Annotated in this window: 14 protein-coding genes and 1 pseudogene; 11 read left to right on the forward strand and 4 right to left on the reverse strand. The window is 69.7% G+C overall.

Annotation, left to right across the window (positions count from 1 at the left end):
- The 11 genes and pseudogenes from VFO26_RS06790 to VFO26_RS06840 form a co-directional block, all read left to right on the forward strand.
- A pseudogene (locus VFO26_RS06790) lies at positions 1-531 on the forward strand (GXGXG motif-containing protein); the annotation flags it as partial.
- Complete coding sequence (locus VFO26_RS06795) at positions 531-2,009, forward strand: FMN-binding glutamate synthase family protein (protein ID WP_325114166.1); 1,479 nt, start codon at positions 531-533, stop codon at positions 2,007-2,009. The pseudogene VFO26_RS06790 and the gene VFO26_RS06795, both read left to right, overlap by 1 nt.
- Positions 2,009-2,458, forward strand: coding sequence for a hypothetical protein (locus VFO26_RS06800; protein WP_325114167.1), 450 nt, complete (start codon positions 2,009-2,011; stop codon positions 2,456-2,458). Before VFO26_RS06795 ends, VFO26_RS06800 begins: the two co-directional genes overlap by 1 nt.
- 15 nt (positions 2,459-2,473) lie before the next feature.
- Positions 2,474-3,790, forward strand: a complete 1,317-nt coding sequence (locus VFO26_RS06805; protein WP_325114168.1) for an FAD-binding oxidoreductase — start codon at positions 2,474-2,476, stop codon at positions 3,788-3,790.
- Between the two features lie 50 nt (positions 3,791-3,840).
- Entirely contained in the window at positions 3,841-4,059 is a 219-nt protein-coding gene (locus tag VFO26_RS06810) for a hypothetical protein (protein WP_325114169.1), read from the forward strand.
- Positions 4,028-4,399 carry a hypothetical protein gene (locus tag VFO26_RS06815; RefSeq protein WP_325114170.1) on the forward strand — a complete coding sequence of 124 codons (372 nt, stop codon included), beginning with the start codon at positions 4,028-4,030 and terminating at the stop codon, positions 4,397-4,399. Before VFO26_RS06810 ends, VFO26_RS06815 begins: the two co-directional genes overlap by 32 nt.
- A gap of 152 nt (positions 4,400-4,551) precedes the next feature.
- On the forward strand, positions 4,552-6,024 hold the full coding sequence (locus VFO26_RS06820; protein WP_325114171.1) for a hypothetical protein: 1,473 nt from the start codon (positions 4,552-4,554) through the stop codon (positions 6,022-6,024).
- Positions 6,025-6,027: 3 nt separating this feature from the next.
- Positions 6,028-6,252: a hypothetical protein gene (locus tag VFO26_RS06825; RefSeq protein WP_325114172.1), complete on the forward strand. Its 225-nt coding sequence runs from the start codon at positions 6,028-6,030 to the stop codon at positions 6,250-6,252.
- Positions 6,253-6,264: 12 nt separating this feature from the next.
- The gene (locus VFO26_RS06830; RefSeq protein ID WP_325114173.1) at positions 6,265-6,417 is read left to right on the forward strand and encodes a hypothetical protein; all 153 of its coding nucleotides are present in this window, start codon (positions 6,265-6,267) and stop codon (positions 6,415-6,417) included.
- Between the two features lie 10 nt (positions 6,418-6,427).
- Entirely contained in the window at positions 6,428-6,673 is a 246-nt protein-coding gene (locus VFO26_RS06835; RefSeq protein ID WP_325114174.1) for a hypothetical protein, read from the forward strand.
- Between the two features lie 42 nt (positions 6,674-6,715).
- Positions 6,716-7,096, forward strand: a complete 381-nt coding sequence (locus VFO26_RS06840) for a universal stress protein (protein WP_325114175.1) — start codon at positions 6,716-6,718, stop codon at positions 7,094-7,096.
- Between the two features lie 3 nt (positions 7,097-7,099).
- Here VFO26_RS06840 and VFO26_RS06845 read toward each other — a convergent pair whose 3' ends face one another.
- The 4 genes from VFO26_RS06845 to VFO26_RS06860 form a co-directional block, all read right to left on the reverse strand.
- Positions 7,100-8,755, reverse strand: coding sequence for a formate--tetrahydrofolate ligase (locus VFO26_RS06845; protein ID WP_325114176.1), 1,656 nt, complete (start codon positions 8,753-8,755; stop codon positions 7,100-7,102).
- Between the two features lie 64 nt (positions 8,756-8,819).
- Entirely contained in the window at positions 8,820-10,034 is a 1,215-nt protein-coding gene (locus VFO26_RS06850; RefSeq protein WP_325114177.1) for an FAD-dependent oxidoreductase, read from the reverse strand.
- Positions 10,031-10,654, reverse strand: a complete 624-nt coding sequence (locus VFO26_RS06855; RefSeq protein ID WP_325114178.1) for a hypothetical protein — start codon at positions 10,652-10,654, stop codon at positions 10,031-10,033. Before VFO26_RS06855 ends, VFO26_RS06850 begins: the two co-directional genes overlap by 4 nt.
- Positions 10,651-11,259: glycine cleavage T C-terminal barrel domain-containing protein (locus VFO26_RS06860; protein ID WP_325114179.1), on the reverse strand; the 609-nt coding region annotated here is incomplete at its 5' end. The genes VFO26_RS06860 and VFO26_RS06855, both read right to left, overlap by 4 nt.

Genomic DNA, 11,259 nt, shown 5'->3' on the forward strand with positions numbered 1-11,259 from the left:
GGCAGCCTCGGTTACTTCGGCTGCGGGCTCGTCGACGGCCCGGAGATCCACGTGAAGGGCCGGGTGGGCTGGTCGGCCTGCGAGAACATGATGTCCGGCGTGGTCGTCGTCGAGGGGAACGCGGGCTCGCTCACGGGCGCCGCGCTTCGCGGCGGCGACGTGGTCGTCAAGGGCCGGGTCGGCGCCCGCAGCGGCATCGACCAGAAGGGCGGGACGATCATCTCGGTCGGTGACGCCGGCTCGATGACCGGCTTCATGATGCAGCGCGGCCGCCAGATCCTCTGCGGGAACGTCGGGCCCGGGCTCGGGGACTCCATGTACGACGGGACGATCTACGTCGCGGGCACGGTGAAGTCGCTCGGGATCGACTGCGTCCCGGGCGAGTGGACGGACGCCGACACCGAGCTGATCGAGCGCAAGTTCCGGATCTACGGGCTCGGCGACCCGCCCGAGTTCCAGAAGTTCGTGTGCGGCAAGAAGCTCTACAACTACGACAACCTCGAGCCCTCCGAGCGAAAGCTGGTTCTCTGATGACTGACCGGTACGAGCACGTGGGCGGCAACGTGGGAGGCGGGCAGTCCGAGCGGCGCACGGTGCTCGGCCGTAGCCCGATCTTCACCCCGGAGGTCGTCAACGACATCCACATGAAGGCCGAGCTCGGCCGCTACCGCATGCGGGGCTTCTCGATGTTCAAGAGGATCCCGCACTGGGACGACCTCATGTTCATGCCGGGCACGCTGACCCGGTTCGTGATCGAGGGCTACCGCGAGAAGTGCCTGACGAAAACCGTCCTGGGCGCCCGCTTCGCGAAGAAGCCGATCGAGCTCGACATCCCCGTCTACATCACCGGCATGAGCTTCGGCGCGCTCTCCCTGGAGGCGAAGATGGCACTCGCCAAGGGCGCGTCCATGGCGGGGACGGCGACCTGCTCGGGCGAGGGCGGGATGATCCCGCCGGAGCGCGACCTCTCGACCAAGTGGTACTACCAGTGCATCCAGAGCCGGTACGGGTTCAACCCGCACCACCTGATGCTCGCGGACGCGGTCGAGTTCTTCATCGGCCAGGGCTGCAAGGTCGGGCTCGGCGGGCACCTGATGGGCCAGAAGGTGACCGAGCAGGTCGCCGAGATGCGCTCCCTCCCGGCCGGGATCGACCAGCGCTCGCCCGCCCGCCATCCGGACTGGCTGGGGCCCGACGACCTCTCGCTCAAGATCCAGGAGGTCCGCGAGGCGACCGACTACCAGGTCCCGATCCAGCTCAAGCTCGGCGCGGCCCGTGTCTACGACGACGTCCGGATGGCCGCGAAGTGCGGCCCGGACATCATCTACCTCGACGGGGCCGAGGGAGGCACCGGGGCGGGACCGCACATCGCAACCGAGGAGACGGGCATCCCGCTGATGGCCGCGATCCCCGAAGCGCGCCGCGCGCTCGAGGACGTCGGGCTCGCCGACGAGATCGACCTCGTCGTCGCCGGCGGGATCCGGAACGGCGCGGACGTGGCGAAGTGCCTCGCGCTCGGCGCGAAGGCCGTCGCGATCGGCCACTCGGCGCTGATGGCGCTCAACTGCAACAAGGAGATCCCGGGCGTCACCGACTACGAGGGCTCGGTCGGGGTCCCGGCAGGCCAGTGCTACCACTGCCACACGGGTCGCTGTCCGGTCGGGGTCGCGACGCAAGACCCGGAGCTCCGCAAGCGGCTCGTCGTCGAGGAGGCCTCCGAGCGGGTCTACAACTTCCTCACCGCGCTCACGATGGAGCTGCAGATGCTCGCGCGCGCGTGCGGGAAGACCAACGTCCACTCGCTGGAGCCGGAGGACCTCGCCGCGCTGACGGTCGAGGCCTCCGCGATGGCGAGAGTGCCGCTCGCGGGCACGAGCTACACGCCGGGGGTGACGGAGAACGAGATCCTGGCCGAGGTCAGGCGCCTGCTCGCGATCAAGGCCGAGGACGACCTGATCGCCTCCCAGGCGCACGAGGATGCCGGGCCGCTCCGGGCGGTCGACGCCTGATGTCCGGTCACGAGCTCGCCTACAGCGAGCCCGACAAGGTGCGGTCGATCGACGCCGAGTACCTCGCGGGCAAGCGGTTTCCCTACCAGGAGGACATCGCGCTCCTCGAGGACATCGACCTGCTCGCGCTCACGCCCGGCGACGACCTCAACTGGCTCGAGGACGTCACGCTGCTCGTCGAGGACGGCATGCCCGCGGTGTTCGACCGGTACTCGAACTCGTTTCTGAAGATCTACTTCCCGATCCCCGAGGGGCGCGGGGACGAGATCGCGCGCAAGGTCCTGATGGCGCACCTCACCTCGGGGAACTCCTACGGGATCCACCTGAAGGAGATCCACTGCAAGTTCCCGCAGCCGGAGCTCGGCCCCTGGGTGGCGGGGTCACGCACCGTGGGGACCGACTGGCACCCGCCGGCCCTCGAAGGCTGGGAGCGCCCCTCCGGCCACTGAGCCGCGGGCAGGGGCATGGCGCACCTCGACTCGTCGCCGTACGTCCTGGTCGGGGCCGGCATGCACGGGCTCTCGACCGCCTACCACCTCGCGCTCGAGCTCGAGCGGCGCGGCGCCGGCTCCGGCGCCGACATCCTCGTCGTCGACAAGGCCACGCCCGGCGCAGGCGCGAGCGGGATCGCGTGCGGGGTGGTCCGGAACAACTACTTCCAGCCCGCCATGAGCGAGCTGATGCAGGCGTGCGTCGAGGTGTGGGAATCCGATCCGGCCGCCTACCACTACAACGGCGTCGGCTACCTGGCGCTCGGCCCGGCCGCACAGGAGCCGGACCTGACAGCGGTCTACGAGCGGCAGGAGCGCATCGGGTACCGCTCGACGCTCGTCACGGGCGCGGACGCGGTCGACGCGCACATGCGGAGCCTCTTCCCGGACTGGCGGGCAAGGGGCGTCACGGTCTGCCTCCACGAGCACCAGGGCGGGTTCGCCTTCAACCTCGACTCAGTGCGCGGGCTCGTCGGCAAGTGCGAGAGCACGGGTGTCCGGATCCTGACCGGTCTCGAGGTGACGGGCTTCGAGGAGGGTGCCGACGGCGCCGTCCGGGGCGTCGAGACGGCCGGCGGCCGCATCGAGGTCGGCGAGCAGGTCGTGCTCGCCCCCGGCCCCTGGGCGGCGCGCTTCTGGTCGATGCTCGGGCTTCCCGCCTCGATCGACATCACGACCCCGTCGGGCGAGGTCGTCCGCGACCAGCCGATGTGGACCTACTGGAACCTGCAGGAGGGGGAGATCGCCGTCGATCCGCTGATGTTCGCGACCGCCGACGGCGGCCCGCCCCCCGTGATCCACCTCGACACGGACGCACGCCTCTCGACGGACGACGGGCGCCTCGTCACCGACGAGTTGTGGGGGATCTACTTCAAGCGTGACCGTCACGGTGTCCAGGGCGGCGCGTCGCCGCTGACCGTCGAGGGCGACGTGGAGCTCGATCCCTACCCGTCGACGACCGATGTCGACCCGGGCTTCGCGGACATGTGGTGCGCGGCCCTGTCCCACGCGATGGCGCGCTTCGAGGGGTGTCGCCCGACGTACAGGGACGTGCGCTCCGGCGGGGTCGGCGCGTTCACGGCGGACAACTTCCCGGTGTTCGACTTCCTGCGTCCGAACCTCTACGCGATCCTCGACTCCAACCACGGCTACAAGATGATCGGCGTCGGTCGCGAGGTGGCCAAGGTCCTGCTCGGCGAGCCCGCGCCTCTCCTGGAGCCGTTCCGCTTCGAGCGCTTCGCCACCGGCGACCTCCATCCGGTCTCGAGCTCGCCGTACCCCTGGTCGTAGACCGCCGAGGCGGGTTGCGCCGCGCGCGCAGCGCCGCGAGGATGGACCGCGTGCTGGTCTTCGTCCTGCTCGGCTACGTGCCGTGGGTGCTCGTGCTCGCGCTCGCCGTCGTGATGTGGCTCACGGTCGTCGAGCTTCGCGAGTGGCGACCGAACTACCTATGGTGGACCTGGTGGCTTCTCATCGTCTTCATGACGAACTTCGTCGGCTACCTCGCTTTGCGCGCCTACCGTGTCTATGAGCGCTGGAGCACCGCCCGAGCCGGCTGACGGTCGGCCGGCGTCGCCGCCTCGCCCGTACCGCGACCGGCTGCTCGTCCGACTGGGGCTGCTCGCGCTCGTCCTGCTCGCAGCGGCCGGGGTGGCGCGCAGCTGCGGCTCTCACGGTGCGACGATCACGCAGGCCGAGGCAGTGGAGATCGCCAAGGAGAACGCCGACCTGACCCCCTGCGCGCAGACGGGCTGCGTGATGGTTCGCGCAGTCCAACGCGGGTTGCCGACCCGGCTCGTCTGGATCGTCGGGCTCGCGGAGGACCTCGACGCGAGTGGCACGCCCACCCGCGTCGAGAACTTCCTGATCGATGCGAGGACGGGGGAGCTCACGCGCTGACCGGCTCCGGCCGGCTCGCGGGGACTGTGTAGGGAACGTACATACCACCCCGGGCAATGTCGGCCGTGGCCGACATGGAAACGGCCACGCGGGCTTCATACGGTCCCCGCACAGGTCAACCCTGCGGTCGCCCGCCCGAGGAGGGGGGTCGAATGGTCTCGTCCGTCGTACCGTGGTTGCTCGCCCAGGCGTCTCCCGAGGAGCTCGAGGAGCGGATCTCGCTCGACTCCCTGGTCCTGACCGAGCAGTTCTACTTCTGGACGGTCGTGATCATGTGGCTGATCCACGTGGGCTTCATGGCCTACGAGGGCGGCGTGTCGCGACGCAAGAACGTCATGTCGACGGCGATGAAGAACATCCTCGTCATCGCCGTCGTCACGCCGACGTTCTACTACTTCGGCTGGTACATCTACGGCTGCTTCCAGGAGGGCTGGCCAAAGTCGGGGCACGCGAGCCCTGACGCCCTCGAAGGCTTCTGCGGCCTCACCGCGCCGTGGTCGGCGGCGATGGGGCCGAACCTCCAGGATCACGTCAGCGCGGTCTTCTTCCTCGCCTTCCTCCTCTTCTCGTGGACGACCGGCTCGATCATGTCGGGAGCGGTCATCGAGCGGATCCGCCTGTCGGCGTTCCTCATCCTGACGGCGCTCCTCGGCTCGGTCGTGTGGATCATGGATGCCGCCTGGGGCTGGAGCTCCGGCGGCTGGCTGACGACGCGCTTCGGCTTCCACGACGCGATCGCCTCCGGCGTCGTCCACGGCGTCGCAGGGCTCTTCGCGCTCGGTGTGCTCATCAACGTCGGTCCGCGCATCGGCAAGTACACGTCCGACGGGCTGACCCGGGCGTTCAGGCCCCACAACACCCACCTGACGCTGATGGGGCTGATGCTCATCTTCACCGGCTTCTACGGCTTCTACGCCGCCTGCCTCGTGATCCAGTCCACCGCCTTCCCGGGGTGGCTGAACATCTACGGGTCGCCGACGACACTCGGCGCGATCGCCTTCGTGATCACGATCGGCTTCGCCGGCGGCTTCTCCGGGGGCTGGTTCGCGAGCAACGGCAACCCGTTCTGGACCGTCTCCGGCGGTCTGGCGGGCGTGATCTCGGTCTCCGCGGGCGCCGACGTGTACCACCCGTCGCTCGCCTACCTCCTCTCGATCTCGGGCGGCATGGTCGCCGTCTGGGTCGGGACGTTCATCGAGAAGAAGCTTCGCCTCGACGACGCCGTCGGCGCGGTTGCGGTCCACGGCGTCTGCGGCTTCTACGGCGTCCTGCTGGTGGGGATCTTCGCCGGCGGCTATCCGACCGGCATCAACAACGTCGAGTCGTCGCTCGGCGGCCAGCTCATGGGGATCCTCGCGTTCATCCCGCTCGCGTTCCTCCCCGGCTACGGGGTCAGCTGGATCCTCAAGAAGTTCAACCTCCTGCGGGTGCCCGCGGAGGTCGAGCTCGAGGGCCTCGACATGGCAGAGTTCGGCATGGACTTCTATCCCGAGTTCGAGCGCGTGCCCGAGATCATCATCGAGCCGGACGGCCGCGAGGTCGACGGCGCTCCGGTCCTGCTCGACTCGTACTGGGCCGCCAACGGGCGGCGCGCGCCGGCTCCTACCCCGAGCGAAAGGAGCTAGGCGATGTTCGATGCGTTCCCCTTCGACGAGTGGAGCGAGGACATTGCCGAGTTCTGGACCTTCGGCGGCGCCGGGTCGACCGGCACCTGGATCCTGACGATTCTCGGCATCGCGGTGATGCTGATCGCGTTCGTCTGGTTCGTGGTCATGGAGAAGGGCAAGCTGGAGCGCCAGGCGCAGGCACTGCGGGCGTCCGGCGCGCTCGACAGACCGTCCACCGACGCATAGCAGGGAGGCACGATGGCCGGCAAGCAGATCGACTTCCCGCCGCTGCAGAAGGAGGACTCGCGCGTTGCGCCGTTCATGCTCGCGCTCTCGCTCGTCTGCATCGTCATCGTCGTCGTCATCCTGCTGACCGACCTGGACGGCCCGTTCATCGGGCCGTGGGGATAGCCTGGGGTAGATGTCGCGTCTCTACCTCCGCTGCGTCGTGTGCAGCAGGCAACAGGCGGATGGTCTGATCTCGGGAGCCGCATGGGGGCGCCTCGAGCTGCCTGCGGGACTCGAGGTGGAGCACCCGGCGCTCAAGGGCTCGACGTTCCGCTGCTGCCCGACCTGCATCCAGCGCCACCCCGGCTGGCAGGCAGAGCTGCTCGCGTCGCTCGGTCTCTCCCCGAACGGGAGTCAGCCCAATTCGACGACGCCGTAGCTCCTTCGAGACGGGCACTGCGAAACCGGGAGGCCGGAACGAATGAAGATCTTGCTCGCGTTCAACGACACCGACGTGTCGAACCGTGCGCTCGACCGGGCGGCGCAGCTCGCAACGCTCTTCGAGACGAAGCTCGTCGTGGCGAGCGTCACGCCGGTCGCGATCGGCGCCGTGCCCGACATGACCCCGGGGCCCGAGCTCCAGCGCGCGGATGCGCTGCTTCGTGCCAAGGGTGTCGAGGCAGAGCTCGTCGAGGCCGTAGGGGACATCGCGCTCGCGATCGTCGAGGCCGCCGAGCGGTACGGCGCCGGGCTCATCGTGATCGGGACGCGGGAGCCGAGCCAGGTCGAGCGCATGCTGGGGCACTCGGTGTCCGAGCAGGTGCAGCGCATGGCGCACTGCGACGTGCTGATCGTGCACTAGCGGCTAGAAGAGCCCGACCGTACGGCCGTCCGCGTCGACGTCGATGGCGAACGCCGCGGCGGCCTTGCCGAGACCCGGCATCGTCTGCATGTCGCCGCAGAGCGCGACGATCCAGCCCGCGCCGGTGTAGGGGCGAAGGTCCCGCACGGTGACCGTGAAGCCGGTCGGGGCGTTCAGCAGCGAGGCGTCGTGCGAGAGCGAGAGGTGCGTCTTCGCCATGCAGATCGGCAGCTCGCCGAGGCCGGACGCCTCGAATGCGGCAGCCTTGTCCCGTGCGGTCTTGAGCAGGAACACGTCGTCCGCCCCGTAGACGTTCCTCGCGATCGCGCGGATCTTCTCCTCGATCGGCGCGCCGAGCTCGTAGGCGAACCGGAAGTCGTTCGGCTCGTCCGCGGCCGCGACGACGGCCTCGGCCAGCGCGGTTGCTCCCTTGCCGCCCTGCTCGAACCCAGTGTTGACCTCGGCCGCGTAGGCGCCGCGCTCGATCGCGAGCCCGCGGACGAGCTCGAGCTCGTCGGTCGTGTCCGTGGGGAACTTGTTCACCGCCACGACCGCGTTGAGGCCGAAGTGCTTGACGATCCCGATGTGGCGGGCGAGGTTGGCGGCTCCTGCCTCGATCTCGTCCATGCCTCCCTCGATGTCGCCGCCGTGGTGCTTGAGCGCGCGAACGGTGGTGACGAGCACGGTGGCGCTCGAGCGCAGCCCTCCGATCCTGCAGGTGATGTCGAAGAACTTCTCCATCCCCATGTCGGAGGCGAAGCCCGACTCGGTGATCAGGTACTCACCGAGCTTCAGCGCGACGCGGTCGGCCACGAGGGAGTTGTTGCCGTGCGCGATGTTCGCGAACGGGCCGCAGTGGACGAATGCTGGCTGACCCTCGAGCGTCTGCACGAGGTTCGGCTTGATCGCGTCCTTGAGCAGAACGGTCATCGAGCCCGCCGCCTTCAGGTCGTCGGCGGTCACCGGCTCGCCCTCGAACGTCTGCCCCACCGTGATCCGCCCGAGCCGGGCGCGGAGGTCACCGAGGTCGCGGGCGACCGCGACCAGGCCCATGACCTCGCTCGCGGCCGTGATGTCGAAGCCCGTCTGGCGGGGGTAGCCGTTCACGCGGCCGCCCAGCGACGTGACGATGTCGCGGAGCGCGCGGTCGTTCATGTCCATGCAGCGGCGCCAGGAGATCGTGAGGGGGTCGATCCGGAGCGCGTTGCCGTGCAGGAGGTGCGCGTCGATCACCGCCGCGAGCAGGTTGTTGGCGGCCGTGATCGCGTGCAGGTCGCCCGTGAAGTGCAGGTTCAGGTCCTCCATCGGGACGACCTGGGTGTAGCCGCCGCCTGCCGCGCCACCCTTGATCCCGAAGACGGGCCCGAGCGACGCCTCGCGCAGCGCGAGCACCGGTCGGCGGCCGAGCTGGCCGAGGCCCTGCGTGAGCGCGACCGCGGTCGTCGTCTTCCCTTCCCCCGCGGGCGTCGGGGTGATCGCGGTGACATTGACGATCTTCCCGTCGGGCTCCGACGCGAGCCGGTCGAGGATCGCGAGGTCGACCTTTCCCTTGAAGCGCCCGTACTGCTCGAGCTCGTCGGGCTCGATGCCGGCGTCGGCGGCGACGTCGGCGATGGGGCGCAGCGTTGCGGCCTGTGCGATCTCGAGGCTCGAGAGCATGTTCGTCAATCCTCCAGGTTCACGAGTGGGCGCGAGACGCATCGAGTCCCGCCGGTCGGGGCGCTCAATGGCTCACCGCCGCGGCGGCGAGCTCCGAGACGAGCGTGTCGGTGTGAAAGCGGTCGAGGCGGAACGGCTCGATCAGCTCCGGTGTGCGGCCGGTCGCGATCAGCTCCGCGAGCGTCACTCCGGTGATCGGCGCAGCCTTGAAGCCGTACGTCCCCCACCCGCAGTCGACGAGGAAGCCTTCGATCTCCGTGACGCCCATGATCGGGCTGTAGTCGGGGCTCATGTCGCAGAGGCCCGTCCAGTGGCGCAGGATCCGGGTCGAGTGGAGCTGGGGGAAGAGCTCGAGGACGTGCCGTGAGGCGTACTCCACGAACGGGAACGTCCCCTTGTTCGAGTAGGTCGGGTAGGGCTCGACCTCCGCGCCGATCAGGAACTCGCCCCGGTCGGTCTGGGAGACGTAGATGTGCATCTGCGCGGAGACGATGATCTTGTCGAGAAACGGCTTCACGGGCTCGGTCACGAACGCCTGCAGGATCGAGGTCGTGATCGGCAGGCGGAGGCCGGCCAGCTTGGCGACCGGGCTCGACCAGCCCGCGGTCGCGCTCAGGACGACGCCGCACGAGATGTCCCCCTTCGTGGTGCGGACGCCGTGGCAGCGGCCGTCGCGAACGTCGAAGCCGGTCACCTCGAGGCCCTGGTGGATGTCGATCCCGGCCCGGCCGACCTGCTTCGCGAACCCCCAGACCACCGCGTCGTGCCGGATGATCCCGCCGGGCGGGTGGTAGAGCGCCCCGAGGATCGGCCAGGTCACGTCCTCCCCGACGTTGATCTGCGGGCAGAGCCGCTTCACCTCGTCGCGGTCGATCACGCGGCTCTCGATCCCGAGCAGCTGGTTCACCTCGGCCCGCTCGTGCTGGACGACGAGCGAGCGGTCGGAGTGCGCGAGCGTGAAGTGCCCGTGCTGGGAGAACATGAGGTTGAAGTCGAGCTCGGCAGACAGCTTCTCGTACAGCGCGACGCTCTCCTTGTAGAACGCAGCGCCCTCCGGGGTGCGGTAGTTGGCCCGGATGATCGTCGTGTTCCGGCCCGCCGCGCCCGACCCGATGTAGCTCTTCTCGAGGATCGCGACGTTCGTGATCCCGTGGTGCCGCGCGAGGTAGTACGCGGTCGCAAGGCCGTGCGAGCCGCCTCCCACGATGACGACGTCATAGTGGCGGCGCAGCTCGCCGGGGCTCCGTAGCACGCGCGGTCGGAGGAAGATGTCCTTCACGGCCGCTCTCCCGCCGGCAGGGCGTCGGCGCCGACGAGCCCGCCGCCGAGCGCCGCGGCGCAGTCGAGCGCGACCTCGGCGACGTAGTGCCCGTGCTCCTGCGCGATGACGATCCGGTACCCGGCTTCGGCCGGGAGGACGTGCCCCGTGACGTGGGCGATCTCGCCGCCGGACGGGAAGTGGTGAAGGTGGGTCAGCCGCGAGATGAGCGCGCGGGCCTCCGGCCCCGTGAAGGCGAGGACCGTGTACGCCCCGCTGACGTCGACGACGAGCGCGTCGTGCCCGAGCTGCGCTCCGACGGCCGCGCGGGCCGCGTGCGGGTAGAGGACGAGCGCGCGCCGCGGGGACAGGCGGTACGTCGTGACGCCCGCTCCCTCGAGGTCGGCTGCGGGCGCGGGCCGGACGTCGAGCGCGGCGAGGTGCGAGAGGTCGGCGATCCCGACCCGCGCTGCATGCTGTGCCTCACCCGGCACGCGGACGGCGACGTGCCGGCCGTCGCGCTCCTCGAACGTCGCGTCCGCGGCGCGAAACAGCCGCTCGGCGGCCGAGCGGGCGACCGGGTGGAAGCCGCCCTCGTCGCGGGCCAGCGACGGGGAGAGGAAGTCGAGCGTCCCGCTCACGCCTTGAGCCTCTCCCCGGCGGGGTCGAAGAACGGGCCGAGGTGGACGCGCATCGCGACCGGCCGGCCGTCGACCTGGACGGCGAACCGCGCGTCCTCGACCGCGAGCTCGTGCGGGACGATCGCCAGCCCGATCACCTTCCCGAGCACGTCCGAGCGGCGCACCGACGTCACGCGCCCGGCCGAGACGCCGTCCACGAGCACCTGGCCGCCCTCGACGGGGATCACGCCGCTGGGGCTCTCGAAGCCGACGAGCATCCACCGGAGCCCGCGGTCGGCGACCTGCTGCGTGGCCCACTTCCCGACCCACTCGAACTCCTTGTCGTTCTTCACGATCCACGGCATCGCCGCCTCGAGGAGGTTCGACTCGGAGTCGGTGTCCTGGCTGACGATCACATGCCCCTTCTCGAGCCGGAGGATCCGCTGCGGCTCGAGGCCGAACGGCGCCACGTCGAGGTCGGCGCCCCCCTCGAGCAGCGTGTCCCACACGTGCTCTGCAAGCGGGCTCGCGAAGTGGAGCTCGTACCCGAGCTCCCCCACGAAGCCGATCCGCAGCGCCAGGCACGGCACCCCCGCGACGCGCACATGCCTGGCGTCGAGATACGC

The sequence above is a fragment of the Gaiella sp. genome (genome assembly GCF_035710885.1).
Lineage (GTDB): Bacteria > Actinomycetota > Thermoleophilia > Gaiellales > Gaiellaceae > Gaiella.